At 38.6% G+C, this 26,212-nt stretch carries 28 protein-coding genes, 1 pseudogene and 2 riboswitches; of the genes and pseudogenes, 19 read left to right on the top strand and 10 right to left on the bottom strand.

All coding sequences use genetic code 11. From position 1 onward, the window contains the following. Positions 1-45 precede the first annotated feature (45 nt). The gene (corA, locus tag BDR01S_RS00320) at positions 46-996 is read right to left on the bottom strand and encodes a magnesium/cobalt transporter CorA (protein WP_066253509.1); all 951 of its coding nucleotides are present in this window, start codon (positions 994-996) and stop codon (positions 46-48) included. A 132-nt stretch (positions 997-1,128) separates the two neighbouring features. Next, positions 1,129-2,310 carry a TIGR04053 family radical SAM/SPASM domain-containing protein gene (locus BDR01S_RS00315; RefSeq protein WP_066253513.1) on the bottom strand — a complete coding sequence of 394 codons (1,182 nt, stop codon included), beginning with the start codon at positions 2,308-2,310 and terminating at the stop codon, positions 1,129-1,131. A 284-nt stretch (positions 2,311-2,594) separates the two neighbouring features. On the opposite strand from BDR01S_RS00315, the gene BDR01S_RS00310 reads away from it, so the two are divergent. Further along, positions 2,595-3,368 (top strand): C40 family peptidase, encoded by a 774-nt coding sequence (locus BDR01S_RS00310; RefSeq protein ID WP_066253516.1) that lies wholly within the window; start codon positions 2,595-2,597, stop codon positions 3,366-3,368. A gap of 109 nt (positions 3,369-3,477) precedes the next feature. Beyond that, positions 3,478-4,107, top strand: coding sequence for a TVP38/TMEM64 family protein (locus BDR01S_RS00305; RefSeq protein ID WP_066253518.1), 630 nt, complete (start codon positions 3,478-3,480; stop codon positions 4,105-4,107). Here BDR01S_RS00305 and BDR01S_RS00300 read toward each other — a convergent pair. Next, positions 4,104-4,454, bottom strand: a complete 351-nt coding sequence (locus tag BDR01S_RS00300; RefSeq protein WP_066253521.1) for a hypothetical protein — start codon at positions 4,452-4,454, stop codon at positions 4,104-4,106. The two genes, BDR01S_RS00305 and BDR01S_RS00300, sit on opposite strands and share 4 nt — an antisense overlap. 372 nt (positions 4,455-4,826) lie before the next feature. On the opposite strand from BDR01S_RS00300, the gene trhA reads away from it, so the two are divergent. Continuing rightward, positions 4,827-5,474 carry a PAQR family membrane homeostasis protein TrhA gene (gene trhA / locus BDR01S_RS00295; protein WP_066253522.1) on the top strand — a complete coding sequence of 216 codons (648 nt, stop codon included), beginning with the start codon at positions 4,827-4,829 and terminating at the stop codon, positions 5,472-5,474. Positions 5,475-5,560: 86 nt separating this feature from the next. On the opposite strand, the gene BDR01S_RS00290 is transcribed toward trhA, so the two are convergent. Next, entirely contained in the window at positions 5,561-6,934 is a 1,374-nt protein-coding gene (locus BDR01S_RS00290) for an MFS transporter (protein WP_066259924.1), read from the bottom strand. 190 nt (positions 6,935-7,124) lie between these two features. Here BDR01S_RS00290 and BDR01S_RS00285 point away from each other — a divergent pair, with 190 nt between their 5' ends. From BDR01S_RS00285 to BDR01S_RS00270, 4 genes are read left to right on the top strand one after another with little or no spacing between them, the layout of a single operon-like run. Beyond that, complete coding sequence (locus tag BDR01S_RS00285) at positions 7,125-8,138, top strand: XdhC family protein (RefSeq protein WP_066253525.1); 1,014 nt, start codon at positions 7,125-7,127, stop codon at positions 8,136-8,138. Between the two features lie 27 nt (positions 8,139-8,165). Next, entirely contained in the window at positions 8,166-10,484 is a 2,319-nt protein-coding gene (locus tag BDR01S_RS00280; RefSeq protein WP_235846460.1) for a xanthine dehydrogenase family protein molybdopterin-binding subunit, read from the top strand. Next, complete coding sequence (locus tag BDR01S_RS00275; RefSeq protein ID WP_066253530.1) at positions 10,484-11,317, top strand: FAD binding domain-containing protein; 834 nt, start codon at positions 10,484-10,486, stop codon at positions 11,315-11,317. Before BDR01S_RS00280 ends, BDR01S_RS00275 begins: the two co-directional genes overlap by 1 nt. 37 nt (positions 11,318-11,354) lie before the next feature. Then, positions 11,355-11,810 (top strand): (2Fe-2S)-binding protein, encoded by a 456-nt coding sequence (locus BDR01S_RS00270; RefSeq protein WP_082797260.1) that lies wholly within the window; start codon positions 11,355-11,357, stop codon positions 11,808-11,810. Between the two features lie 42 nt (positions 11,811-11,852). On the opposite strand, the gene BDR01S_RS00265 is transcribed toward BDR01S_RS00270, so the two are convergent. Continuing rightward, positions 11,853-13,904 (bottom strand): peptidoglycan D,D-transpeptidase FtsI family protein, encoded by a 2,052-nt coding sequence (locus tag BDR01S_RS00265; RefSeq protein ID WP_235846459.1) that lies wholly within the window; start codon positions 13,902-13,904, stop codon positions 11,853-11,855. Positions 13,905-14,185: 281 nt separating this feature from the next. On the opposite strand from BDR01S_RS00265, the gene BDR01S_RS00260 reads away from it, so the two are divergent. From BDR01S_RS00260 to BDR01S_RS00245, 4 genes are all read left to right on the top strand, one after another. Then, positions 14,186-15,718, top strand: coding sequence for a carboxypeptidase M32 (locus BDR01S_RS00260; protein WP_066253536.1), 1,533 nt, complete (start codon positions 14,186-14,188; stop codon positions 15,716-15,718). Positions 15,719-16,020: 302 nt separating this feature from the next. Then, on the top strand, positions 16,021-16,806 hold the full coding sequence (locus tag BDR01S_RS00255; protein WP_066253539.1) for a TerC family protein: 786 nt from the start codon (positions 16,021-16,023) through the stop codon (positions 16,804-16,806). 264 nt (positions 16,807-17,070) lie between these two features. Further along, positions 17,071-17,781 (top strand): CDP-diacylglycerol--serine O-phosphatidyltransferase, encoded by a 711-nt coding sequence (gene pssA / locus BDR01S_RS00250; protein WP_082797259.1) that lies wholly within the window; start codon positions 17,071-17,073, stop codon positions 17,779-17,781. Positions 17,782-17,874: 93 nt separating this feature from the next. Continuing rightward, the gene (locus BDR01S_RS00245) at positions 17,875-18,177 is read left to right on the top strand and encodes a heme biosynthesis protein HemY (protein ID WP_066253541.1); all 303 of its coding nucleotides are present in this window, start codon (positions 17,875-17,877) and stop codon (positions 18,175-18,177) included. Between the two features lie 50 nt (positions 18,178-18,227). Here the strand turns inward: BDR01S_RS00245 and BDR01S_RS00240 are convergent, their stop codons facing one another. From BDR01S_RS00240 to BDR01S_RS00230, 3 genes are read right to left on the bottom strand one after another with little or no spacing between them, the layout of a single operon-like run. After that, a complete protein-coding gene (locus tag BDR01S_RS00240) occupies positions 18,228-18,638 on the bottom strand; it encodes an Hsp20/alpha crystallin family protein (protein ID WP_066253544.1) in 411 nt (136 codons plus the stop codon). A gap of 12 nt (positions 18,639-18,650) precedes the next feature. Then, a complete protein-coding gene (locus tag BDR01S_RS00235; RefSeq protein WP_066253547.1) occupies positions 18,651-18,893 on the bottom strand; it encodes a spore germination protein in 243 nt (80 codons plus the stop codon). Positions 18,894-18,913: 20 nt separating this feature from the next. Beyond that, on the bottom strand, positions 18,914-19,180 hold the full coding sequence (locus BDR01S_RS00230) for a spore germination protein (protein ID WP_066253549.1): 267 nt from the start codon (positions 19,178-19,180) through the stop codon (positions 18,914-18,916). A gap of 104 nt (positions 19,181-19,284) precedes the next feature. On the opposite strand from BDR01S_RS00230, the gene BDR01S_RS00225 reads away from it, so the two are divergent. Both BDR01S_RS00225 and BDR01S_RS00220 read left to right on the top strand, forming a co-directional pair. Continuing rightward, positions 19,285-20,040, top strand: coding sequence for a Cof-type HAD-IIB family hydrolase (locus tag BDR01S_RS00225; RefSeq protein ID WP_066253551.1), 756 nt, complete (start codon positions 19,285-19,287; stop codon positions 20,038-20,040). 124 nt (positions 20,041-20,164) lie between these two features. Beyond that, on the top strand, positions 20,165-20,365 hold the full coding sequence (locus BDR01S_RS00220; protein WP_066253553.1) for a cold-shock protein: 201 nt from the start codon (positions 20,165-20,167) through the stop codon (positions 20,363-20,365). A gap of 86 nt (positions 20,366-20,451) precedes the next feature. Here BDR01S_RS00220 and BDR01S_RS00215 read toward each other — a convergent pair whose 3' ends face one another. Further along, positions 20,452-20,649, bottom strand: a complete 198-nt coding sequence (locus tag BDR01S_RS00215; protein WP_066253555.1) for a YwbE family protein — start codon at positions 20,647-20,649, stop codon at positions 20,452-20,454. Beyond that, positions 20,642-20,845, bottom strand: coding sequence for a hypothetical protein (locus BDR01S_RS00210; RefSeq protein WP_066253558.1), 204 nt, complete (start codon positions 20,843-20,845; stop codon positions 20,642-20,644). The genes BDR01S_RS00215 and BDR01S_RS00210 overlap by 8 nt, the downstream gene beginning before the upstream one ends. Before the next feature lie 208 nt (positions 20,846-21,053). Between BDR01S_RS00210 and BDR01S_RS00205 the strand changes: the two genes are divergently transcribed. From BDR01S_RS00205 to BDR01S_RS00180, 6 genes and pseudogenes are all read left to right on the top strand, one after another. Next, complete coding sequence (locus BDR01S_RS00205) at positions 21,054-21,524, top strand: GyrI-like domain-containing protein (RefSeq protein ID WP_066253561.1); 471 nt, start codon at positions 21,054-21,056, stop codon at positions 21,522-21,524. Positions 21,525-21,636: 112 nt separating this feature from the next. Then, positions 21,637-21,785, top strand: a riboswitch (FMN riboswitch). 148 nt (positions 21,786-21,933) lie between these two features. Then, positions 21,934-22,593 carry a riboflavin synthase gene (gene ribE, locus BDR01S_RS00200; RefSeq protein WP_066253564.1) on the top strand — a complete coding sequence of 220 codons (660 nt, stop codon included), beginning with the start codon at positions 21,934-21,936 and terminating at the stop codon, positions 22,591-22,593. Between the two features lie 29 nt (positions 22,594-22,622). Continuing rightward, a pseudogene (ribB, locus tag BDR01S_RS00195) lies at positions 22,623-23,246 on the top strand (3,4-dihydroxy-2-butanone-4-phosphate synthase); the annotation flags it as partial. A gap of 54 nt (positions 23,247-23,300) precedes the next feature. After that, a complete protein-coding gene (ribH, locus tag BDR01S_RS00190) occupies positions 23,301-23,768 on the top strand; it encodes a 6,7-dimethyl-8-ribityllumazine synthase (protein WP_066253566.1) in 468 nt (155 codons plus the stop codon). Positions 23,769-23,828: 60 nt separating this feature from the next. After that, positions 23,829-24,020, top strand: a riboswitch (cobalamin riboswitch). Positions 24,021-24,216: 196 nt separating this feature from the next. Next, the gene (locus tag BDR01S_RS00185) at positions 24,217-25,182 is read left to right on the top strand and encodes an ABC transporter substrate-binding protein (protein ID WP_066259932.1); all 966 of its coding nucleotides are present in this window, start codon (positions 24,217-24,219) and stop codon (positions 25,180-25,182) included. After that, a complete protein-coding gene (locus tag BDR01S_RS00180; protein WP_066253567.1) occupies positions 25,148-26,209 on the top strand; it encodes a FecCD family ABC transporter permease in 1,062 nt (353 codons plus the stop codon). Before BDR01S_RS00185 ends, BDR01S_RS00180 begins: the two co-directional genes overlap by 35 nt. Positions 26,210-26,212: the final 3 nt, after the last annotated feature.

The following is a 26,212-nucleotide window of genomic DNA, read 5'->3' as shown; positions in this document are numbered from 1 at the left end:
TAAAGACCAAATGATGTGTCTAAAAACAGGGCGATTGCGCTTTTCTTATTTAAACCAACCCTTCTTCTTAAACCAAAGGGACATGCCAATCGCAACTAAAACCATCAGGATAAGCGTGGCAAAATATCCATATTTCCATGTTAGTTCAGGCATATAATGAAAATTCATCCCATACAGTCCAGCGATGAAAGTAAGCGGCATGAAAATCGTGGTAATGACAGTTAAAACCTTCATGACATGATTGGTCTGATGTGAGTTAAGTGAGATATAGCTGTCACGGATATCCGTGGTCAGTTCACGGTTTGCCTCAATCATCTCTGTTAACTTCAGTAAATGATCATGAATATCTGAAAAGTATTCTCTTTTTCCATTTATGTAAGTCATTCGCTCAGAGTTCAGAATTCGATAAATTAGGTCACGCATCGGTGTAATCGTATGTCGTAAAGATAAAAGGTGATGCCTTGTGACAAACAAATCCTCAAGTAGTGCCTCCATCGTTCTCCCTTTAGAATTCTCATCAATTTCATTTAACATATCCTCGATTTGATAAACAAGCGGGTAATAATTATCCACCATTTTATCGAGAATAAAGTATAAAACATGGGAGGGGTCCCACTTTTCTATAGTTGTTGATAAGTTAAATCGTTTCCACATCTCATCAATTTCAGAAGAAGGTTGGCGGTGAAAAGTGATGATATAATTCTCACCAAGGAAAAAATCAATTTCTTCTCTTGTCATCGTTTGTTGATTTAACGACTGTGTCACAAAAAAAGTATGGTCCTCATAATAATCCAATTTTGGTCTTTGAAGATTATGCATACAATCTTCAATCGCTAATGGATGAAACCGAAGTGGGTCACGAAGGAATTCAATTTCCTCATCTGTGGGCATATCAAAATCTATCCAGAACCATTGGAAATCCCCGTTTAATAATTCCAAGATTGTAACATCCTTAACCAATTCGAACTTCTTATTTACAGCAATTGTTCTTAACATAATAGCTCCTTCTCATATTTGACCATTCTTTCATAGGTTGTTATCGTTTAGGATTAAAATACCATCAATTGACGAATTTATAAAGAAAGAGGCACTCCTGAAATGAAGGAGTACCTCTTTCTTTAGATAATTTTAAACGGTTGGAGTAGTTTCTTTATTCCGCATCGCTTGTGGGATATAAACGCAGAATGGTTCGCTTTCCATATAGTCTCCTGTTACTGCATAGGTACGTGAACGGGAACCACCACACATTTTGTTATATTCACATACGCCGCATTTGCCTTTGTAGTTATCAGGCTGACGTAAATCTTTAAATACTTTTGCTTCTCGATAAATTTCTGCCAGTGGGGTATCACGGATGTTACCACCAACGATCGGTAGTAATCCACTTGGCATAACATCTCCAATATGAGAGACAAATGCAAAGCCGTTGCCGTCATTTACACCTTTTGGAGCACGTTTTAATCCGTCATGCATGGACGCAAAATCAGTTGTGATCGAGTCTTCGTAGTGTATTTCACCTTTTTCAATTAACTGGTCACGCGTTTTTTGCTGCAAAACAACTCTGCGGTAATGTTGTGCCGCGGTCGTTTTAATATCATATGGAGCAGTTTTGCTTAATTCATACAACCAACGAAACACCTTTTCATGCTCAGCAGGGGAAATACATGCATCCATTTGTCCTCTGCCTGTTGGAACAAGTAAGAAAATGTACCACATAACAGCACCTAGTTCAGCAACTAGTTTTGACATTTGCTCTAGTGAGTCGTAATTCCAACGTGAGATTACAGTATTTATTTGGAGCGGCATATCTAATTCATTAAGATATTTAATTTTTTCAACAGTCAGATCAAATGACCCAGGAGTACCGCGGAAATGGTCATGAATTTCAGGTGTTGGGCCGTCTAAGCTAAAGCCCCAACGTGATAAGCCTACATCTTTGAAAAGTTTCATTTTTTCCTTTGTTACATTATCAGTGGCACTTGGTGTCATCGAAACGCGCATGCCTTTTTTGATTGCATAATCTGCAAGCTCATAAAGGTCCTCACGCATCATACAATCCCCGCCTGTAAACACGAGCATAGGGTTATCCATTTCATAAATCTGATCGATTAGGTTAATTCCTTCTTGATGTGATAGTTCACGAGGGTCTGGAGTAAGCTGTGCATCTGCACGGCAGTGAATACACTTAAGTTGACAAGCTCTGGTTACTTCCCAAATAACGATAAACGGATTTTTATCATAATCTATAACATTTCGCATTCCATGAGGATGCCCCATAGCATGTGGATGTCCTTTTCCGATTCCTTGCATCATCATCACCTAAATTTCATTAGTATTTTTATAAAACTATAAAGAAAGTTTCTATAGGTTAATTATAGGTTTATCATCCGACAGTGCATGGAAGTATTGTTACAATATTTCTACATTACTAACCTAAGATTTGAGAGTTAAAGTTAAATTATTTTAATATTTTAATGGTTTTCATTACAGGTATTTACTTTTTTTAACAAGAAAGCCATATCTTTGGTATTTATTCATTCCTTATTGGTCGTTTATGATGTAACTACACACAAAGGAAATGAAGGAGTGCGACGATGAAAAAACATCTACTATCATTCGCAGCAACAGCCGGGCTCTTGTTTAGCACATTTGGTGGTTCTGCTAGTGCACACGAAAACATCTATACGGTACAATCGGGGGATACCCTTTGGAAAATCTCGCAAACAAATAAAATACCAATTGCAGACTTGAAAACTTGGAATCACCTAACAAGTGATGCTATCTATGTAAATCAGAAGCTATCACTATTAGCACCACATAGCCACGAACTTGTAGCATCGACCTATACGGTTCAAAAAGGGGATACACTTTATCTAATTTCAGTCCGCTACAAGCTTACTATAGCTCAACTTAAATCACTGAATAATCTTACAACAGATATGATTTATGTCGGACAAGTTTTGAAAGTATCTTCTGGTTCGACAGTAGCTCCAGTGCCTTCACCAACAGTGTCAAAGGCGCAAATGGTGATCGATGAAGCAAAAAAATACATAGGTACCCCTTATTTATGGGGCGGAAATACGCCGGCAGGTTTTGATTGCAGCGGATTAACAAGTTATGTTTTTAATAGAGTTGGTATAGCCATTCCACGAACAGCAGCAACTCAGTGGTCGGGTCTGAAAGCAGTAAGCACCCTGAATCCAGGAGATTTGGTATTCTTTGAAACGTATGCACCAGGACCTACCCATGTAGGAATTTACTTAGGAAACAATCAATTTATTCAAGCGGGTTCTAAGGGTGTATCGATTGCAGATATGTCAAATACCTATTGGAAACCTAAATACCTTGGTGCGAGAACGGCATTTTAATAGATATCTAAAAGGGCCATTCCAAGGAATAGCCCTTTTTATTTTTTTCAAAATAAATAATATAGTATGATGAGGTTATTAAATTGAATGAAGTGAATGGGGTTCTCGGATGTTTAAAAGAATTTTAAGTATAGGCATTTTGCTGATTATCATTGCGATTGGGTTATTGCAAAAGGATGAACTATTATTCCTGGTTAAACAGGGCGGAGCCTTATCCATTATCATTAGCATGTTATTTGTTGCTATTTGTGTCTTCTTTCCCGTCATCCCATTTCCTGTTTTAGCAGGAATGATTGGAGCAGTATTTGGAACAGCTCAAGGAATGCTTATTTCATTAACAGGTGCAATGGCAGGAACGATGGTTTTCTTCTTCATATCTAGGTATGGGTTTCGTGATTTTGCACAGGAAAAACTGATGAAGTATCCAAAAGTTCAGGAGTACGATAAGTTTCTAAACAGAAATTCCTTTTTAGCCATTTTAACTTGCCGCTTAATCCCGGTCATTCCAGCACCGGTTGTCAATATCATTTGTGGATTAAGTCAGGTGAAATGGCTAACTTTTTTAACGGCCTCCCTAATCGGAAAGATCCCTAATATTCTTCTTTTGTCGTATGCGGGTGCAACATTTAGTAATAACAAACTTTATGCTTTTGGCTTATACGGCATTTATGTCCTCATTATTTTCGTCATTAACTTTGTTTTCATTTATCGAAAACAAGCAAAAAGTTCATCGGATTAAACTACTTCAGGAATATTTAAATCATTTTGTTTCTCAACAGTGATGAGTTCCTTGAAGAAGCTTTTCAATATAAGCCATTTAGCTGGATAACTGTAAATAAAATCTTCAATTACCTGTGATGAGTAATACAAAAGACAATCGACTTGCACTTTTTCCTTTTTTAAGTCGTATAACAAGGCATGTGGAATTGTGTAAAAATCGTTTAGTTGGTAAGGGTTAAACTTTACTACTTGAATGTTTTGGTCGTTAATAAATTTTTTCAAGGATTGTTCTTGAAATGTAAGGCTTTCCTGTTTCGTAAGTCCATTTATACAAATCCGATCATTAATAAAATAAATTCCCTTCAATCATAACACCTCTTAAATTCTTAATTGGTATTGTTATTGACAGGGATTTGAAGAAGTATACTAATTCCATAAAACAAAAAAATTACCCGGCACTTGGCCGGGTATTCAAACAAATCTATATTTTAAGGGGGCGGAGGTTTAAGGTTCTTCCGTGAACCTATTTAAATCTTACTGGATAATTATTAATAAACTATGAACGAAAGATTAATAGTTTAAGAAATAGAAATGAAAGTGAAGCGGAGCGATGAGTTTCACTTTTTTAGTTTTGGTAGATGACAAATGTACATTGTCGTCGGTTGATAATCATGGTATTTTCATGAATATCATTTCTATTTTATTGAATCTCGCTTTACTTGAAAGGATTGAATTCTATTGGCCGCCACACATGTTTTTTCAAAGAAAGAGGAACTAGCAAATTCCGTTACACACGGAATTGGAGCACTATTAAGCATTTCTGCCTTAGTTATATTAATTGTTTATGCATCACTATATGGAACGGTATGGCATGTCGTTAGCTTCACGATCTTTGGTATAACGATGTTTATTCTTTATATGTCATCCACATTGCTCCATAGCTTCCCCGAAGGAAAGGTAAAGGACATTTTCGAGATCTTTGACCATTCGTCGATATACTTTTTTATTGCCGGTACCTATACACCATTTTTATTAGTCGTCATCAAAGGAACACTCGGATGGTCACTTTTTGGAATTGTTTGGGGACTGGCGATTGCTGGTACCATCTTTAAATGTTTTTTTGTGAAAAAGTACCTTTTTTCATCTACCGCGCTGTATGTGGTTATGGGTTGGTTAATTGTCTTCGCTTGGAAACCATTAGTGAATAATTTAGCACCACAGGGGATGACTTATTTAATTATTGGTGGGGTACTGTATACACTCGGAGCCATATTTTACGTTTGGCGGGGGTTTGCCTATCACCACGCCGTCTGGCACCTTTTTGTATTAGCAGCAAGTGTGGCGCACTTTTTTTGTGTGTTGTTCTATGTATTACCGATTAAATAAGAAACTGTTCATGAGGACAAAACTTCGAATGGAAGGGCAAGTTTTGTTCTCATGACATTCAGTAGCTAAGAAATCCCCTCAAAGGTTTACTGCACATGCCGCATTTTTCTAAAGTTAAGCTTCTCCCGAGAAAACCAGAGGCTCATTACAAAGCTGATTATGCCTGTTATTAATAAAACATCCCCAATGATTCTCATATTTTCGGCTGTTACTTCTATCCCAAAGATTAATCCTAATATGATTGAAGATAAAATCGAACCTAAATATCGGCAGGTTTGAAACAAGCCGGATGTGGTACCAATAATTTCTTTAGGACTCTCTTTTACCATAGCCACTTGCAGAACAACATTTCCAATTCCGTAACTTAAGCCCATGATTGATAAAATAATCCCGATACCCAAATAGGAAGAATTAACGAAAAATAGAATAAAAGCCAGCGCACCAATAATGGAGACAAAGGAACCAACCATGATCGGCTGGTTTACACCTGATCGGTCGATCCATTTTCCTGTTACAGATGAGATAATAATGCTGATTCCAGACATGAATAGCATTAACAAGCCGCTTAATTGAACACTTAAGCCCATCCCCTCTTGAAAATAACTTGGCAGACCAAAAAATAAACAATAGAAAAAGATATTTAAAAAAATAAACTGGATATATACCATAGACAATTTTGGATGTGTTTTGAAAATACGAATATCAATAAATGGTTCCTTTACTCGTAACTCCCTCCAAACAAATAAACCAAAAAAGAGAATTCCAACAACTCCCGACAGATAATGAATTTTCCCTTCAAATGATAATAAAAACCATAAAAAGAAAACCATTCCCGCAGCGAAGTAGCCAATTCCGAGAAAATCTAAGTTGGAGAATAATTTCTTCATGTGTGCCTTATCTTGTTTAATGTCTTTCGGAAACAAAAACCACCCGAGCAGAAAACTGAGAATAATAAAAGGGAAATTCACCCAGAAGATGGCCGGCCAATTGCCTAAAACAATTAAGAAACCACCAATTGTTGGCCCGAGTGCGACCATTGCGGAAGCGAAAATTGATAATACGGCAAGGGCTGAAGCTTGTCTTTCTTTAATATGATCCCGAATTAATGCCATCCCTGCCGGATAAATGGCGCTGCTCCCAATCGATTGAAACAATCTCATGATGAGTAACATGAGAAAGGTGGATGACAGAGGTGCACCAATTGCTGATAGAGCAACTAAAATGAGACCGGTTAAAAACGTTTTTTTTCGTCCAAAAATATCACCAATTTTTCCTGTAACGGGCTGCGCCACTGCGCTAGCTAAATAAAAGCTCGAAATCAACCACGAAACGGTGGTAAAGGACAGGTGGAAATCCTTTTGAATACTGTGTAATGCTAAAGCAATCATTGATGAATTAAGTGGATTTAACATTGTTCCAGAAGCAACTGCTGTTAAAAATAGTGCACGATTTTTCTTCATGTCTTCATCCTTTGCTGGACCCTGAGATTTGTTTATTTTTTGCAATATATTCATCATCATACACTAACCAGTATTTTTTCGGCTATTTACAACTTTGAGCAGGAACATTTAAAAATTTATCATTCTAGGAATAGCTTCTAATTTATATAAATAAAATAGGAATTTTTTGAGATTGAAGTGGAGGAATCCGATGGATGATATTTATCCGATATTAGAAGCCATTGGTCAACCAGGCAAGAAGGTGTTAGCAACAATTGTTCGTGTTCAAGGCTCTGCCTATAAACGGGAAGGCTCTTCGATGCTTTTTTTTGAAGACGGAAAGCAAATTGGCATGCTAACCGCGGGTTGTTTGGAAACAGACTTGGCCATAAAAGCTGATGAGGTGATAGAGAGACAGGAGGCAAAACTATTTCAATATCACCTGTCCGATGAAGACGATATGAGCTGGGGTCAGGGGAATGGCTGTAACGGCACAATTGATATATTACTTGAGCCGGTTTCTGAAAAATTAACGGAGGATTTCTTTGTTGTTAAAAGATCTCTAGCTAGATACCAACCGGTAATCATGTTAAAAAAACTGGATGAATTGGGGGAGTATCTGTTAATTGAGGAGGAAGGCGATCCGTTTGGAAATTGGTCAGGGGAAATCCCGGAAATTGCTTTTACATCGAAAAGTGGAATCATACCCGGACCTCATTCGATATACCAGCATACGTATCAGCCCAAGCCGCGGCTTATCGTCTTCGGAGCAGGACCAGACGCAAAACCGCTTGTTGAGCTAGCAGCGAAAACAGGATTTTCAGTAACAGTTTGCGATTGGCGGGAAGCGTTTTGTCAGAAGAAATACTTTCCAAATGCATCGGAGCTCCTGTTAGGATTTCCTAAAAATCTGTTGAAGCAAATTTCCTTTTCACCTTTTGATTATGTTGTCATTATGACGCATCATTTTGAGAGGGATCAAGAAATATTAAAGTTGGTTCGTAAGGAAAATATAAGGTACTTAGGTGTACTAGGACCGCGTGAAAGAACCAAAAGGCTGCTTAAGCGTGATAATGTCCCAAGCTGGATTTATTCACCGGTAGGCCGAAATATTGGAGCAAAGGGTCCAGAGGAAATTGCAGTTAGTATTGTTGCCCAATTAGTTGAGGTGTGGAGAACGCCAGTCCATGAAAGAGTTCAACTTCTTTGGACAATACCAGATTGAGTGGAACTTATGGGGGGAGGGATGAGCTTGGAAGTGATCGGGAAAAGTGTCATTCGGAAAGAGGCGCTAGATAAAGTGACAGGAAGAGCGAAATATACCCATGACTATCATTCGATTCCGATGCTGTCTGGCCAAAAGGTCATTAGTCCTTTTGGTCATGCGAAAATTGTGAACATAGACACTACGGAGGCTTCGAAGGTCCCTGGAGTGCGGGCAATCCTCGCCGGGAAACAGTATCCATTGACAGGGGAAGCAATACGGGACCGCCCCCCAATCGCCTTTGACAAGGTTCGTTACCACGGGGAAACGGTTGCTCTGGTTGTTGCTGATTCACCTGTGCAGGCTAAAAAGGCTGCTAATCTAATTAAGGTCCAATATGAATTATTGCCGGTCGTTAATTCCCCTTCCCAAGCGTTCGAAAAAGGGGCCCCGTTAGTCCATGAACACTTGGGCGAATATAAAAAGGAATTTGATTCTCACCCGGTGCCTGACACCAATATTGCGACTCATATTAAAATCCGGAAGGGGAAAATGGAAAAGGGGTGGTCGGAAAGTACGTCAGTGGTGGAAGCGAGCTTTTCTTTTTCTCCTTCCGATCATGTGGCTATGGAAACAAGATGTGCGACTGCGGAGATATTGCCCGATGGGAATATCATCATTACCACATCTTCTCAAGCCCCCTTCATGGTCAAGAGACTTATCGCTGACTATTTTGATGAGGACATGGGGAAAATTATTGTCCATACTCCTCTTGTAGGCGGAGCCTATGGCGGGAAAGCTGCTGTACAGCTTGAGATTCTTGCCTATCTAGCATCGAAGGCAGTTGGCGGAAAACCAGTCGAGATCTTAAATACAAGAGAGGAAGATATTTTAACGTCTCCCTGTCACATTGGTTTAGATGCAAAAATTAAATTTGGAGCTGACAGCAGCGGGAAAATTAAGGCGGCTGAAATTCGCTTTTTGTGGGATGGCGGGGCTTATTCCGATAAAGCTATTGATCTAACAAGGGCAGGTGCAGTCGATTGCACAGGACCGTATCATATTGAAAATGTCTGGTGTGATTCGTATTGCATGTATACAAACCACCCCTATGCAGCACCATTCAGAGGCTTTAGTCATTCCGAACTTTCCTTTGCCATAGAGCGAACCTTGGATCTACTTGCGCAGAAATTAAAGCTCGACCCATTGAAACTGCGCTATTTAAATGCAATTAAACCAGGAAACACTACCCCAACAAGGGTCCGGTTAAATAAAAGCAATGTTGGAAATCTACAAAAATGTATCGAGAGAGTAAGAGAATTAATGAAATGGGACCAAGGCCCCATCGAAGAAATAAATGAACGGATAAGCAAGGTAAAAGGAGTAGCATGCAGCTGGAAAACATCGACAATTGATCCAAATGCACCCTCAGGGGTCATTTTAACTTTTAATCGTGACGGAAGTATAAATTTGCTATCAGGAGTAATTGAAATTGGAACTGGGACGAAGACGGTCCTAGCCCAGATTCTTGCAGAACGGCTGCAGATGGATGTGGATAAAATTTATGTCCGGATGGAAGTAGATACGCAAACAACTCCGGAGCATTGGAAGACAGTTGCGAGCAGGGGAACTTTTATGGGGGGAAGGGCGCTTCTCGAAGCCGCAGATGATGTCATAAGACAATTAAAGGATATCGCTGCTACGGTTTTAAGAGCACCAAGAGAGGACCTTGAAGTAGCAAATAGCCGAGTCTTTTTACGAGATGACCCTAAAATAGGACTTCCATTTAAAGATATTTGCTATGGGTATCAATATCCAAATGGGAATTCCATTGGCGGGCAAATCATTGGCAAAGGTAATTATATCTTACGTCATCTTACCCATTTAGACCCGGAGACTGGGGCTGGCAAGCCCGGACCTGAATGGACGGTAGCTGCCTACGGGGTGGAAATTGAATTTGATAAAAGAGATTTTACCTATCGACTTTTGAAGGCGTGTACCGTTGTTGACATTGGCCGAGTTCTAAACGAAAAAGCTGCCTTGGGTCAGGTGATGGGTGCCATGAGCATGGGTTTAGCCTTTGCAGGGCGGGAAACATTTTATTTTGATGAACAGGGCAGGGTTATGAACCCCCAACTTAGAACCTATAGGCCACTTCGCTACGGAGAGAATCCAGAATATTTAGTTGAATTTGTTGAAACACCTCAAATCGATGGTCCATATGGGGCGCGCGGCGTTGGTGAGCACGGACTAATGGGCATGCCTGCAGCACTCGGAAATGCATTATCGACAGCAGCTGGAGTGTCACTGCACAATTTGCCGCTGATTCCAGAGCTGATTTGGAAAGCAAAGGAGGCGCAAAAATAATGCTTCCTTTTGATTTTGATTATTACAAGCCGACCTCGTTGAAAGAAGCAGTCGATTTATATCAGTATTTAGATCAGCACGGCAAGCAGCCAATGTTCTTTTCGGGAGGAACCGAATTAATTACACTTGGAAGAATTGATTTAGCTTATACCGAGGCAGTTATTGATATTAAGGGTATTTCCGAATGCAATGTTATGCAGATAAGTGCCGATCATTTGCTGCTTGGCAGTACCTTATCGCTTACAAAAATTGAAGAAGCAAATCTTTTCCCGTTATTAACGAAAACAGCCAGTGAAGTTGCCGATCATACGGCACGGGGGAAGATTACCTTAGGAGGCAATATCTGCGCTCAGATATTTTACCGAGAAGCTGTCCTGCCATTTTTACTTGCAGATAGCCAAGTATTAATTGTTGGTCCGGATGGAAAAAAGATGGTACCCATCCATGAGCTTTTTCTTGAAAAGCTTCAACTAAAAAAAGGTGAATTTCTCATTCAATTAGCAACAGAAACTCGGTTTATCTCAGCACCATTTTATAGCTTTAAGCGGCGCCAGCAGTGGGAAACAGGCTATCCATTGATTACTGTCGCAGCTTTGAAAATCGGTCAGGAAGTCCGTGTTGCCATCAGTGGATTATGCCCATTTCCGTTTCGTTCAAAAGAGTTAGAGGCTTCATTAAATAAACGAGATCTCCCTGTAAGTTCAAGGATTGATGAGGGGCTTTCCAAGCTGCCGAAGCCTATTTTAGATGATGTCGAAGGGTCAGCAAACTACAGGCTTTTTGTTTTAAGGAATCTTTTATCAGATATGTTAACTGCGTTGGATCGCATTTGATGCTAGTTTTAAAAGTGACTTAAAGGAGGGGAGTACTTTGAAATCCCACACCATTACGTTGTCAATCAATGGAGAAAATCGGAGTGTGATGGTTAGGTCTGCTGATACACTTTTATATGTACTCCGAGGCAAACTCGGTTTGACAGGTGCAAAGCCGGGGTGTTTAAACGGTGACTGCGGCGCATGTACCGTCAATGTAGAAGGATGGCCGATGAAATCATGTCTCATGCTGGCCGTTGAAGCCGATGGAAAAAAAGTAATAACTATTGAGGGACTGGAGAATACCCCTATCCAAAAGGCTTTTGTGGAAAATTTTGCATTTCAATGCGGCTACTGTACCCCCGGCTTCATTATGAACTGCCATTCGTTAATTCTTAAGCATCCCGATGCCGATGATCATAGGATTAAAGAATGGCTGGAATCGAATATCTGCCGCTGTACTGGCTATGCAGAAATTGAAAGTGCATTGAAGTCAGTGCTCAGAAAAAAATGACCAATAAAAAGGATGCCTTCCAAAGGCACCCGCATTCCAAATTTATTTTTTTTTCATTTTAAAATAGGTGTCCAAAACACGGCGGCCGATTTTCATATTTGCACGATTGTCCTTTTTTCCTTGATATGCCCATGGAACAATCACGGCCATGGCGATTTCAGGATTCGTGCTAGGTGCATAGCTTACTAAGCTCAGGTTCATTACGGGAGGGGGCTCTATACCAAACCTATGCCGCTCAGGTCCATCATAAAAAGCTTCGGCAGTCCCTGTTTTCCCGGCAGGAGAGTAGTGTGCATTTTTAAAGTATTTATAAGCTGTCCCGCCACGTTCCTGCATGACTTTTTTAAAACCTACTTGGACGCGGTACATCCAATCTGGATTCACATCAATTGTATTAAGGACGGTTGGAGAGATTTCTTGTACAATCGGACCAAGTTCATCTTTTCCTTCCTTTGGTTCGAGCATTTGTTTGACCACATGTGGCTGCATCCGATATCCGCCATTTGCAATTGTTGAAACATATTGTGCCAATTGCATAGCGGAATAGGTATCATATTGGCCAATCACGAGGTCAAGTAAATACCCTGGCAAATGGCTGGAACCTTTAAATCCGGACTGTTCATTCGGTAAATCAATTCCAGTTCTTGTTCCAAGACCAAACGAAGCAAAAGAGTTTCTAATTGTGTCAAAAGACTTTGAGCTAAAGTTTAACGGTTTATCATATTCATAATGCCCTTTTCCAATTCTAATTGCGGTATGAAACATATAAACGTTGGAAGATAATTTTAAGGCATTAATTTCATTTAATTTTCCTAAGTAGGCATAGGATTTTTTTAAAGGTGTGGCTTGAATTTTTAAACCCGCATCATCAAATACTGTACCCGGGGCAATCGCTCCTGTTTTATAACCAGTCAAAATCGTTGCCCCCTTGACAGTCGAACCAACGTTATATGTGGTGGTAAAAGTCCCAAGTGCATCATCTTCCATTTCGACTCTGCCAGTTTGTTTGTTTCTAACCATTTTTTTACCTGACATAGCTAAGACTTCACCTGTTTTAGGGTTCATTAAGACTACATAGGCACGGTCAGTTAAAAACGTCCCGGGATATCTTTTAGCGGCCCAAAGTTCTTCCTCAATAATCCGATCAACCTTCATTTGTAGATCCATGTCAATGCTCAAGACCAGATCTTTCCCTTTTTTACCTTTTGATATGGGATGATTTTCAATGACATTCCCTGTTTTATCGGTTACATTTTTTACTTTTGATTTATAGCCATGAAGAACATCTTCGTACTGCCATTCTAGCTGGCTTTTGCCGACACGATCATTCCGGTTGTAATCTCTTGCCAAGAAATATTCCAATTGATCAGCAGGCAGTCCATCATCTGATTTGGTTACTTTACCTAACACAGACTTTAAGGTTCCGTCAAAAGAATAGGAACGCTCCCAGTCAGTTGTAGTATCTACACCCGGAAGGGATTGAAGATTTTCGTTCACAACGGCCAATTCCTTCGGGGTCACACCGTCATTTTTTATAACTTGGGTGGTAAATTTGTACCCATTATTGAACTCTTTAAAAAGTGCTAGGGCCTCAAGCTGATCCTTATTTATTTCCTTTAATTCATCAGCTGTTATGCGTCCTAATTTTAATTTATAAATTTCCGTGTCTGTTAATTTTTTTGCATAATATAATTCCATTTCATTCTTTGTGATTTTGGCATTCGCACGGTCAGGATTATTTATTAACCAGAAATCGAGTTTATCTCTTTCGGTTACCTTGTCTGTTTTTTTATCGATTAGTTTTGCTAATTTTTCTGCAGTTTCAAGCATGACTTGTTGACTAAATCCCTCGTTCGTGTATGTAATGGCATTCTTTGGCACATTATCAACAATAATCCGATAATCACGGTCAAGTATTTTACCTCTTGGGACAGGATTACTGACCGTTATATCTTCTTTTCTTTCTAAATCCCTTTTAAAATTTTCACCATAGACGATTTGAACGAAGCCGAGGCGCAGTATTAAAACTGAAAAAAGTAAAAAAACACCAAAAAAAAGGATATTTAGCCGAAAGGGAAAGTGAGATTTCTTCATTTTATGTTGATCCAAATTGCCTTCACATCCTTATACACGTCCAAAATGTTTACATAAATAGCTTGCCCGGTAGTAAATTGTGGTATTAAAAAAGTTATTATTCATTGAAAAAAAGTATATTTATCGACAGCATCTGTGATTCTGTAAGCTTTTTGTCTATAAAAAAATTTCTAAATTTTTCCCATAGTGGAAATTTTAATTTATAATCAAAAGGGATGTGAAAGATTCTTGATGACATCTTTATAAACAGAAAAAAAGATTGATTAGGAGGCCTGTATTCAATGGAACAGAAAGTGATCGATCCAGTTGTTCAAAAGGCATTAGTCCAATTTAAGAATTTGGATGAAAAAATTACTCATTTTTCAAGCATCATCGGTTTGGCTGATTGGGATCAAAAGGTGATGGCACCGAAAAAAGGCAGAAGTATTTTTGCCAAGGCAACAGGGACACTACGGACGGAAATTTTTAAGCTCTCTGTCTCACAGGAAATGGGCGACCTGCTTGCTGAATTAATGCTTCCTGAAAACTTTGAATTATTAGATGCAGTAACAAAAGCAAAAGTTAGAGAATATAGCGCGTACTATCAAAAATCGAAGAGCATCCCTGCAGACCTTTTTCAGGAATATAGTATTCTAACGGCACAGGCAAATGATGCCTGGGAGGAGGCAAGGGAAAACAATGATTTTGCACGCTTCCTTCCTTATTTGGAAAAAATTGTGGATTACAAACGAAAATTTGCTGATATTTATGGATATGTTGACCACCCATACGATGCACTATTGGATGAATTTGAACCTGGATTAACTGTAAAGATACTGGACCCGCTCTTTGCTAAGTTAAGAGACTCTAGTGTGAAACTATTAGAGCGTATTCAAAAACATGGAACGAAGACACAGGTTGAAATTTTTGATCAATCATTTGCAATTGAACAACAAAAAGAATGTAATCGCTTTATCTTGCCTATTATTGGTTTTGATCTCGAGGCTGGCAGATTGGATGAAACCGTTCATCCCTTCGCCCAAACCGTTAATACGGGAGATGTTAGGTTAACCACTCGTTATTTAGAAAGAAACGTAAGGTCCGCATTATTCGGAACCATTCATGAAGCGGGTCATGGTATATATGAACAGCATATCAACCCTGAATTTGAGGAATCTGTCCTCCAAAGCGGAGCATCTTTCGGAATCCATGAATCACAATCGAGGTTTTTAGAAAATATGGTCGGCCGCAGTAAAGAATTCTGGAAATTTTTCTATCCTAAACTGCAGGAGTATTTTCCAAAGCAGCTCGAATCCTTATCATTGGATGAATTTTATCGGGCCGTTAATACGGTTCAACCATCCTTTATTCGTGTAGAAGCGGATGAATTAACCTATAATCTGCATATAATGCTTCGTTATGAAATCGAAAAGGCATTAGTAAGCGGTGAAATCGAAGCGAAGGACCTGCCAACTGTTTGGAACCAGAAAATGCAGGATTATCTTGGTGTAACCCCAAGTACCGATTCAGAAGGTGTCCTTCAAGATGTCCATTGGTCATTCGGCGGGATTGGATATTTCCCTTCGTACTCATTAGGAAATCTCTATGCAGCTCAAATACTGCGTACGATTCAAAAAGACATCCCTGACTTTTACAGCCATATTGAAAATGGCCGGTTTGATCTAATTCAAGAATGGCTAAAGGAAAATATTCATCAGTACGGTAAGCTCTACACACCCAATGAGTTAATCGTAAAGGTCACAGGTGAGGAATTAAACGCGGAATATCTTGTTGAATACCTTGAGAAAAAGTACACTGAAGTATATGGATTATAATCTACAATAGGGTAACATTATTAAACATTCATTCTCACATTGACATTTGACCATGATTATAATATATTAATAGTAATTAAATATTTCCTTTTAAAGGGGAGTAGCTGCTACAATAAAGTCGTCATTCCGAGAATTCAATTCTCCGGCTTTATTGGCAACATTTACGTTGTTAGCAAGACCTTTACTTTACTGTAAAGGTCTTTTTGTGTATTTTTAGGCCTTTACTGTAATTAGTAAAGGCCTATTTTTATGGCGTAAGGGAGTATTTTTGAAAAAAACAAGCTTTAAAGGAGGAAATATTTATGGATTTAGCTCTTTTACTGGAATACGGATGGGTGTTACTGATCTTGGTAGCGTTAGAGGGCCTATTAGCTGCAGACAACGCTTTAGTACTGGCAATTATGGTAAAACAACTACCTGAGGAAAAACGTAAGAAGGCATTGTTTTATGGGTTAGCGGGAGCCTTTGTGTTCCGGTTTGCTTCTTTGTTTGTAATTTCGTTTTTGGTTGATGTATGGCAGGTTCAAGCCATTGGTGCTATTTATTTGCTGTTTATGGCCGGTAATCATATATTCCGAAAGGTGGTTAAGGGAAAGGCAGAAGAAAAAGAGGAGAAGGAAGCATCAAAAGCCAGTAGCTTTTGGTTAACTGTTTTGAAAGTGGAAGTGGCTGACATTGCCTTTGCCGTAGATTCAATACTTGCTGCTGTTGCAATGGCAGTTGCCCTTCCGGAAACACCGCTTCCAAATATCGGCGGGCTAGATGGCGGTAAATTCCTAGTTATATTTGCTGGTGGGATTATTGGCCTTATTATTATGCGCTTTGCTGCCAATCAGTTTGTAAAGCTTTTAGAAAAACGACCAGGTTTAGAAATTGCTGCATTTACAATTGTCGGTTGGGTTGGAGTCAAGCTCGCGGTTTACACGTTATCTCATCCGGCTTTAGCTATTCTTAATGAGGAATTTGCCCATTCAACGGGATGGAAAATAACTTTTTATGTTGTTTTGGTAGGTATTGCTGTAGTAGGCTGGTTTTTCTCCAAAGAAAAAGGCACCGAATCGATGAGAAAAGAGCCAAAAACCTTATAATTATTTTTGCATTATAAGTAAGGCAGATTTATATAAAATCTGCCTTTTTTACTTATCATCCATTTAGGTTCGTACTTTTATGACATACTAATTTTAGCACAATGAAATTAAAGTAGTAGAAGCCACTCCTAGATTGTCCTATAATGAATTGTGAATGACATTGGGTTACAACGGCTATCATGTTTTTTCAATATTACCAAGAAAAAGGTATAATAAGGTAAAACAACGTGAAAAAAGGATGGCTTAATTATTATTTAGTATGGAGTGATACATATCATCAGAAACAGTATTCCTAATTTATTTACGATTTCAAATTTATTTTTTGGATATTTATCCATTATGTATTCCGCCCAAGGGGATTACAAAAATGCAGCAATTTTAATTTTAATAGGGATGATGCTCGATAGCATGGATGGTCGAATTGCCAGAATGTTACGGGTGGATAGTGAATTAGGGAAAGAATTAGACTCACTTGCAGATGTAGTTACCTTTGGGGTTGCTCCTGCGATGATGGCCTATTATTCCTACTTCTCTGAGTTTGGGGTAGCAGGCATGGCCATTTCCGGTCTTTTTCCATTATTCGGTGCCTACCGGTTAGCTCGGTTTAATATTAATGCGGTTAAATCATCGAATTCGTATTTTACCGGTGTCCCAATAACTGCTGGTGGCGGATTACTAACATTGCTGACCTTATTCCAGGGGAAAATGCCTGAAATTATCCTTCCGATTTCCTTTTTTGTCATTTGTTACTTAATGGTTAGTACTGTAAAAATTCCAAGTTTAAAAGACGTCCCTCTGCCGAAGTATGGAATTATCGTTACGCTGTTTCTAGGGTATGCGATTTACATCGTCTTTAAAAAAGAGCAGCATCGCTTTCCATATTTCATTTATGTCGCTATTCCATTATATATAGCGTTCATTAGTTACCAATTGGTAAAGATAAAAAGAAATAGTAATAATATATCAAAAAAATAATGAAATGCTGAGATGGCAAAGCATTTTATGTTGTCTAATTGAGAACAATAGTGGGATAATACTAATGAATACATAGATAGAGGAGAGCAAAAAATGAAGGTTAAAGTTAATCGAAATGCAGCGAAAGCATTGAAAAAGATGATGGAACAAGAAGAGGCACAAGGGAAACTGTTCCGAGTGTACGTTACAAGTATCCATGGCGATCATGCCCATTATGATCTAATGCTTGATACTCCAACAGAAAACGATGTCGTGGTGACAAGCGACAAAGAAATTGATTTCATTCTTGATAAAAATGACCCAACCTTAAATAGTATCTGGATCCAATATTTCCAATTACCGAAAGAAGAATGGCTAATTACCAACCCAACAATGGGTGTCCATCATCATCATTAATAACAAAAAGCGCTTGTGGATTCTCCACAGGCGTTTTATTATTGTAAAATTTAATAACTATTTTTTCGAGGAAATGAAATATGAAGTAGTCCATTATATAATTGTGTTTGCATTAAATGAGCCTGTGTTGGTTCTGGAAGTTCAATAATTCGTTCAAAATCACCATAAATTCGCTCTCTTTGCATTTCCATTTCTACTGGTAGAACAGGCTTGATTCTGCCATTAATTTTAAGCTGTGAATTGGTAATTAAGTTAAGTGACAGGTCTTCTTGATTGACTCCTGGTATTTCAAAGATAATTAAATAATAATTTTCATTTAGATATATATCAAATTTTGGATTGCATACTGCTTCTCTAAAAAATTCATCAGGATGTTTTTGCTTGAGGACGTTAGACCAAAAATTACTCTCTCGATAATCATTTGTAATCTCCAGCCATTTTCTCATTTTTTCAATATCCATCTTACTGCTCCTTTAAAGTTGATTGGCGATAGGCATAGATGGGTTAGCTATTTGATCCTGATCACTTACATCGGGATCTATATTTCCTGAATTCATAAGTGAAGAAGCTGGTGAAAAGTCACCTAAAGAAAAATTTGCCCCGACAAATTTACTATTAGCGGTATGGCTATTATGCACAGTAGGACCGATATCAACATTTCCGTTTTGCGTAGCTCCATTAATCTTGAAATTTAAAATATTAATTTGAAATGGCATATCAATTTACTCCTATAAATTTAGATTAGTGGTACAGGTGGAATTGGTGTATTTATATTCGTAGCATCAGTTGTGCCAATTGAGGTTTGATCATTAACGTCAGGATCATTTAAGAGGTTTTCCATCATTGCTTCAGTGGGTGAAGTATCTCCATATGAAGCATTAATTCCTTGTAATTTACTATTGGAAGTCGGACTATTATGAGAAGCTTCCCCAATAGTTATCGAACCATTACCCGAAATACTGTTGATTTTTAAATAATATAAATTGATTACAACCGATGGCATCTTTAAACACCTTTCTATTCTTGGCTTATGGGTACTATATGCAATCTTGCGCCTATTTGTGTTAATCTAATTAAGGAAAAAGTAAGTAAGGGAGTTTTTTACATATGGAAAATTTTATCAATGATGTTGACATCAAATTAGTCGCACTGGATATGGACGGGACACTGTTAAATAATAAAGGCCAGATAACTGAAGCTAATCGTCAAGCCATTCAAGCTGCAAAAGATCAAGGTGTTTTTGTAGTTCTTAGTACGGGGCGTTCAATAACTACAAGTCGGGAGCATGCTGACTCATTAGAGCTAAATTCGTATTTGGTTACGGTAAACGGTAGTGAAATTTGGGATGAGAAACGAGAATTAGTGGAGCGGAATTTAGTGAAATCGGACCTTGTCGAGTGGATGTGGGGGTTAACGCAACAGCATAACACAAAATTTTGGGCAATTAGCACCGTCAGAAATTGGCATAATGAAATGCCGGAGGATCTACATACCTTTGAATGGATGAAGTTTGGCTTCAACATTGATGATGATGCAACAAGAGCATTAATTTTGAATGAATTACAGTCAAAGGGTGAATTTGAATTAAGTAATTCTACCTTAAAGAACATTGAAGTTAATCCTGCAGGAATTAATAAAGCGAAGGGACTTGGAATTGTTTGTAAACGACTGGGCTTGGATATGAAAAATGTAATGGCGGTAGGCGACAGCCTGAATGATTTGGCGATGATCAAAGCAGCTGGTTTAGGGGTAGCAATGGGAAATGCACAGGATATGGTGAAGGAATCCGCGGACTGGGTAACAGCAAGTAATGAAGAAGATGGAGTAGCACAAGCAATCCGGAAATGGATACTTTTTAAATAAAATATTTACGAAAAAATTTTTTTGAGATATAGAATGGTATATGCATCCTGGAATTGGGTAAAAATAATTGGGCAAGTCAATTTGCAATTTACATGTAATTGTTACATGCTAGGAGGCTACAAAGATGGAAACAGGTAAAGTAAAATGGTTTAACGGTGAAAAAGGTTTTGGATTCATTGAGCGCGAGGGTGGAGAAGATGTATTTGTGCACTTCTCAGCGATTCAAGGTGAAGGATACAAAACATTAGATGAAGGTCAAGAGGTTACGTTTGAAATTGAAAGTGGTCAACGTGGACCACAAGCGGTAAACGTCCGTAAAGCATAATGACCCACCGATAAAACAGGCCCAAGCATATGGGTCTGTTTTTTTATCGAAAAAAACCCTCTACAATTCATTGTAGAGGGTGGGTTTTACCTATTTATTTCCTTTACTCTTCCAACTTGTCCATCTGTGAGTCTTACCTTGATGCCATGTGGATGGAAGCTGGACTTGGTTAATATATCCTTGACGATACCCTCGGTTAGTTTTCCACTTCTTTGGTCAGCTTTTAGGACAATTTTGACCTGAACACCTGGAATAATATCGGCTCTATTTTGACCGCTAGACACCCATTTTTCTCCGGGAATTACTTACTTTTTTCGTCTGCTGACTTTGTAGCTTCTTCGTTGCCTGTGAGCTATTTGAGCCTAAATTTCCTCCGGCCACTTTGTTTTTCTTGTTTGCCAACTGCAGCTTCATTGCTTCCTGCAGACTAATTTTTTTCTTTGGTTCTTCCTGTGGATTGGTTTGGTTAGAATCACTCATAAAAAATCCTCCTAATAAAGTGTTAACTTCATTATAAGCTATTTTGAGTCAAATAAAAATTTTTTGGACGTTATTTCTCATTTTTGGAATAACTCTGCGCTATTATGCATTATTGAAATAAATTTACTGATTTCTCGGAATTTTTATGCAGGATTTAAAGGCCTTTGATTAGAATTATAGTAATATGATAATTCAAAGGGGGATTAACATGAGTATCCAGGTAGTCGAAAAAGAAGAGATGAAAGTTGTTGGAATTTCATGGAACGGAACCTATTCGCAAATCAATACACTGCCAAATCTGTTTAAAGAAATGATCAATCGGCAGGAAGAAGTATCCTATCAAACGAAAGAACCCGTTTTAATTGCACCTTTTCATAGCAGAGAAACAGAACTTACCTATTATGTAACAGCACCCGTTGAAAAAATAGAAGAAATCCCTGAAGGAATGGTCGGCTTTACGATTCCAAGTAAATATTATGTTTTCGCGACCCATATAGGGAGTCAAGAGGAAGTCGAAGATACATATAAAAAAATATATTCCTGGATGGGGGAATATGGGTATGAACAGGATCATAATGCCTTAAGCATTGAGGTCTATAAAGTAGAACATGACCATCTAAATGCAAATGGAGAGCTTCACTTTGATATTTATCTTCCTGTAAAGACGTATAAACGATAAAAGTTTTTTTTGTGAAGATAAAACATAGTAATAATTTCCTGTTTGGGCAAAATATAAGAGCAATTCCCTTTACTGTTAGGAATAATTGTACTATCATAAAATATATTCGAATAATTTCCTTCGGGGTCAGGTGAAATTCCTAACCGGCGGTGATGAAGCTATGCTTCTTAGTCCGTGACCCGGTTAACATATTTTTGTTAAACGGTGGATCTGGTGAAACTCCAGGGCCGACAGTTAAAGTCTGGATGGGAGAAGGAAAAGACAGGATTAAATGTAGGGGGAAATTTGCCTATTTTTAACCCTTTATTTTCTATTGCCTTTTTCAGGACCCTGATGACTTATGTCGTCAGGGTCCTTCTTATTTTTAGGGAAAGAATCATCTGGATTGATAGTTAGGAGAAGGAGCGATATGTTTACTGGGATTATTGAAGAAATTGGCGTCATCGCAAACATCCAGCGGACTGGCGAGTCATTCGTGTTAACGATTGAAGCAAAAAAAATACTTAATGATGTCCACCTTGGCGACAGTATTGCAGTCAACGGGGTTTGTCTTACGGTCACATCCTTTACGGGAAAACTGTTTACGGTAGATGTTATGCCAGAGACAGTCAGGGCTAGCAGTCTAAACATGGTAAAACGGGGTTCGAAAGTTAACCTTGAGCGGGCGATGGCAGCCGGTGGAAGGTTTGGCGGACATTTCGTCTCAGGACATATTGATGGGACTGGCGTCATAAAAAGTAAACAATCACTTGAAAACGCGATTTACTATGAGATTGAGGCTGACCCGGAATTATTAAGATATGTCATCTTAAGAGGTTCTATTGCGGTGGATGGGACTAGCTTAACCGTTTTTGCTGTATCGGAAAACAGTTTTACCTTATCAATTATCCCACATACCTTGTCAGAATCGATTTTAGGTCTGAAGGGTTCAGGGGATATTGTGAATCTAGAATGCGATATGATTGGAAAATACGTGGGTCATTTTATTCATAACTTATCAAACCAACCTCCGCAAAAAAATAGCAAGGGGATAACCGCCAACTTTTTAGAAGAGAATGGATTTTTATAAAATGATAAATGGAAAGAAGAGATGAGACGATGTTTAATACGATTGACGAAGCTCTTACTGATTTAAAAGAAGGAAAGGTAATTATTGTTTGTGATGATGAGAATAGAGAAAATGAAGGTGACTTTATTTCTCTTGCTGAAAAAGCAACGCCTGAGGTTATAAACCTAATGGCCACTCACGGGAGAGGGCTAATCTGTGTTCCTATTGATGAGGAACTTGCTCAAAAGCTAGACTTACACCCCATGGTCTCCGAGAACACCGATCGAAATCGAACGGCTTTTACCGTGAGTATTGACCACAAGTTTACTACGACAGGAATTTCTGCATTTGAACGATCGGCAACGGTATTGAGTATGGTTGACCCAGAATCGAAAGCAGCTGATTTTTTAAGACCAGGGCATATTTTTCCACTGATTGCTAAAAAAGGCGGAGTCCTGAGTAGAAATGGCCATACAGAAGCTGCTGTGGATCTTGCTCTACTATGCGATGCTAAGCCAGCAGGGGTTATTTGTGAAATCATGAATGAAGACGGAACCATGGCCCGCGTCCCACAATTGCGAATTATTGCAGATAAGCTAAATGTTAAAATGATTACCATTAAGGATCTAGTTGAATACCGAATGAATAAGGAACATTTGGTCAAACGAGAGGTTTAAATAGCCTCTTGAAAAAAATGCTTTAACTAAACTATTTTTGGAGGAATACACATGAGTAATATTTTTGAAGGAAATTTAGTTGGCTCCGGATTAAAAATCGGAATCGTGGTTGGACGATTTAATGAATTCATTACTAGTAAATTATTAAGCGGTGCACAGGATTCACTTAAAAGACACGGTGTCAGTGAGTCAGATGTGGATATTGCCTGGGTTCCAGGTGTATTTGAGATATCATTAATCGCTCAAAAAATGGCGAATAGTAAAAAATATGATGCGGTAATTACGCTTGGAACAGTGATTCGAGGCTCGACTCCTCATTTTGACTATGTATGTAATGAAGTGGCGAAAGGAGTTTCCGCTATTAATTTAAGCAGTGGCATTCCGGTTATTTTTGGTGTGTTAACAACAGAATCTATTGAACAAGCGATCGAGCGTGCTGGAACGAAAGCAGGAAATAAAGGCTGGGATGCCGCATCGTCTGCGATTGAGATGGCAAATTTATGCAGAAGTTTTGAGTAATAGAATTATTGCAAAAGCATATACAAATCATTTTATCTTTTCTATAATGAGATTAACAAAAAATATTTTTAAAAATTAGGTGCTAAATCTTATCAAAAGATTTTTAGCTTAAAAGGGAAGTTTGGTATAAACCAACGCGGTCCCGCCACTGTAAATGGGAGCAACCTATATTGTGTCACTGTCGAAGACGATGGGAAGACATAGGAAGCGATGATCATGAGCCAGGAAACCTGCCTAATTCTTGTGCGCCAATAAACCTACGAGGATAGGAAGGGTGTTGAAGGGCTAGACTCTCATTACTTTATATTAGTAACCTGAATCTAATCATACCAACATCTCCATTTCTAAGTGGAGATGTTTTTTGTTGTTATCCGAGCTATGGGGTTTAGCACAAGAACTAATTTTTTGTTACATACGTCGTGTTAATACACAGAAAGCAGGGAGAAAAATGAAGAAGTTGTATTCAATGCTGTTAGTAGTATTATTGACAGTAGGAGTTTTGGCAGGTTGTGCTGAAAAGAAAGATCAGGTAAAAGAAGAGAATAAAACAAGTGTTGAGAAGAAAACAGCAGAAATAACGTATCCACTTACAATTACAGATGCATCCAAGACCAAAGTTACTATCGAAAAAAAACCTGAAAAGATTGTTTCCCTTATTCCAAGTAATACAGAAATTGTTTTTGCCTTAGGTTTAGACAAAGAAGTGGTCGGAGTAACCGATTTCGATAATTATCCGGAAGCAGCAGCGAAAAAAGAAAAAATCGGTGGGCAAGAAATAAATTTAGAAAAGATTATTTCCTTAAAGCCTGATTTAGTTTTAGCACATGCCTCTTGGGCTACAAATTCTGAAGCAGGGCTTCAGCAGTTAAAGGATGCGGGTATTGCAGTATTTGTTGTTAATGATGCCCAAAACTTTGACCAAGTCTTTGATTCGATAGATATGATTGGGAAAGCTACTGGTGAAACAGTTAAAGCCGAAAAGATTATCTCCGGGATGAAGGAAAAATTAGAAGAAATTAAAGCAAAAGCTAGCGGGATAAAAGAAAAGAAAAAGGTATTAGTTGAGGTTTCACCCGCTCCAGAAATTTATACACCTGGAAAGAATACGTTTATGGATCAAATGCTTAGTTTGATAAATGCGGAAAACATCGCAAATGATCAAGATGGCTGGATTAAAATTGACCAAGAAGCTATGATTAAACGTAATCCAGATGTCATTGTCACTACTTACGGATACTATGTCAAGAACCCAGTTGATCAAGTATTAACTAGAAAAGGTTGGGAAACGGTCAACGCGGTAAAAAATAAGCATGTTGTTGATGTCGATTCGGACCGTGTGACTCGTTCTGGCCCAAGGATCGTTGAAGGAGTAGAAGATCTTGCGAAGGCTGTTTATCCTGAAGTTTTTAAATAACAAATATTTAGCCTATTGTCTAGCGGGAATTTTTCTTGTTCTTTCTATATTATTAGGTATTTCAAATGGAACTGTTTCGGTTCCAATCTTAACGATTATTAAGATTATCAGTGCTAAAGTTTTTGGATTTAGTTTATTGGAGACAATCGACCCAATGTATTCGAGTATTGTCCTAAACATACGCTTGCCAAGAGTGATTTTATCAGGTCTTGTCGGGGCTTCCCTAGCTATTGCAGGGGCAGCCTTTCAAGGACTGCTTCGAAACCCGTTAGCAGATCCATATACATTGGGTGTATCCTCCGGTGCATCTGTAGGTGCGGTTTTGACACTGTTTTTCCAGCTGTCAATCCCATTTGTAGGTTCCTTCACCTTGCCATTATTAAGTATCCTATTTTCATTCTTAACCATCTTTCTAGTTCTTACCTTCGCTAGTAAAATCGAACGCTCGATGCGAGTGGAAACGATTATTTTAACGGGTATCATTTTTAGTTCCTTTTTAGGAGCCATTATTTCGCTGATGATCGCACTGACTGGAGATGAACTCCGGCAAATTATTGGCTGGCTGCTGGGGAGCGTATCAATGAGAGGCTGGGAATACATAAAGATCATTTTGCCATTTTTTATCATTGGATCAGGACTGTTAATCTTTAATGCTAAGGAACTAAATGCCATGTCATTTGGTGAAGAACGAGCACAGCATTTAGGAGTCAACGTACAAAAGAGAAAGCTCTTAATCCTAACCGCAGGCTCGATTTTAACCGGAGCGGCTGTTGCGGTGTCAGGCACCATCGGTTTTGTCGGGTTAGTGATTCCCCATCTATCTAGATTATTATGGGGTCCAGATCATCGACATCTTCTTCCTCTATCCATCATAACGGGGAGCGGTTTTTTAATTTTAGCTGATCTGATATCAAGAACAATAATCTCACCTACAGAATTACCGATTGGTGTGATTACTGCGTTAATTGGTGCACCTGTATTTGCACTAATCCTTCTACAAAGAAAAAGGATGGAAAGAAGTGGTTAAAGG

The organism is Neobacillus drentensis NBRC 102427, assembly GCF_001591445.1.
Lineage (GTDB): Bacteria > Bacillota > Bacilli > Bacillales > Cytobacillaceae > Neobacillus > Neobacillus drentensis.
Note: the sequence above shows the minus strand (reverse complement) of the source record. Positions and strands in the feature narration are given on the sequence as shown.

Excerpts from the sequence above, each read along its gene's own strand:
- corA (WP_066253509.1), bottom strand. The coding sequence starts at position 996 with ATGTTAAGAACAATTGCTGTAAATAAGAAGTTCGAATTGGTTAAGGAT.
- BDR01S_RS00315 (WP_066253513.1), bottom strand. The coding sequence starts at position 2,310 with ATGCAAGGAATCGGAAAAGGACATCCACATGCTATGGGGCATCCTCAT.
- BDR01S_RS00310 (WP_066253516.1), top strand. The coding sequence starts at position 2,595 with ATGAAAAAACATCTACTATCATTCGCAGCAACAGCCGGGCTCTTGTTT.
- BDR01S_RS00305 (WP_066253518.1), top strand. The coding sequence starts at position 3,478 with ATGTTTAAAAGAATTTTAAGTATAGGCATTTTGCTGATTATCATTGCG.
- BDR01S_RS00290 (WP_066259924.1), bottom strand. The coding sequence starts at position 6,934 with ATGAAGAAAAATCGTGCACTATTTTTAACAGCAGTTGCTTCTGGAACA.
- BDR01S_RS00285 (WP_066253525.1), top strand. The coding sequence starts at position 7,125 with ATGGATGATATTTATCCGATATTAGAAGCCATTGGTCAACCAGGCAAG.
- BDR01S_RS00275 (WP_066253530.1), top strand. The coding sequence starts at position 10,484 with ATGCTTCCTTTTGATTTTGATTATTACAAGCCGACCTCGTTGAAAGAA.
- BDR01S_RS00265 (WP_235846459.1), bottom strand. The coding sequence starts at position 13,904 with ATGAAGAAATCTCACTTTCCCTTTCGGCTAAATATCCTTTTTTTTGGT.
- BDR01S_RS00260 (WP_066253536.1), top strand. The coding sequence starts at position 14,186 with ATGGAACAGAAAGTGATCGATCCAGTTGTTCAAAAGGCATTAGTCCAA.
- BDR01S_RS00255 (WP_066253539.1), top strand. The coding sequence starts at position 16,021 with ATGGATTTAGCTCTTTTACTGGAATACGGATGGGTGTTACTGATCTTG.
- BDR01S_RS00245 (WP_066253541.1), top strand. The coding sequence starts at position 17,875 with ATGAAGGTTAAAGTTAATCGAAATGCAGCGAAAGCATTGAAAAAGATG.
- BDR01S_RS00240 (WP_066253544.1), bottom strand. The coding sequence starts at position 18,638 with ATGGATATTGAAAAAATGAGAAAATGGCTGGAGATTACAAATGATTAT.
- BDR01S_RS00235 (WP_066253547.1), bottom strand. The coding sequence starts at position 18,893 with ATGCCATTTCAAATTAATATTTTAAATTTCAAGATTAATGGAGCTACG.
- BDR01S_RS00230 (WP_066253549.1), bottom strand. The coding sequence starts at position 19,180 with ATGCCATCGGTTGTAATCAATTTATATTATTTAAAAATCAACAGTATT.
- BDR01S_RS00225 (WP_066253551.1), top strand. The coding sequence starts at position 19,285 with ATGGAAAATTTTATCAATGATGTTGACATCAAATTAGTCGCACTGGAT.
- BDR01S_RS00220 (WP_066253553.1), top strand. The coding sequence starts at position 20,165 with ATGGAAACAGGTAAAGTAAAATGGTTTAACGGTGAAAAAGGTTTTGGA.
- BDR01S_RS00210 (WP_066253558.1), bottom strand. The coding sequence starts at position 20,845 with ATGAGTGATTCTAACCAAACCAATCCACAGGAAGAACCAAAGAAAAAA.
- BDR01S_RS00205 (WP_066253561.1), top strand. The coding sequence starts at position 21,054 with ATGAGTATCCAGGTAGTCGAAAAAGAAGAGATGAAAGTTGTTGGAATT.
- ribE (WP_066253564.1), top strand. The coding sequence starts at position 21,934 with ATGTTTACTGGGATTATTGAAGAAATTGGCGTCATCGCAAACATCCAG.
- ribH (WP_066253566.1), top strand. The coding sequence starts at position 23,301 with ATGAGTAATATTTTTGAAGGAAATTTAGTTGGCTCCGGATTAAAAATC.
- BDR01S_RS00185 (WP_066259932.1), top strand. The coding sequence starts at position 24,217 with ATGAAGAAGTTGTATTCAATGCTGTTAGTAGTATTATTGACAGTAGGA.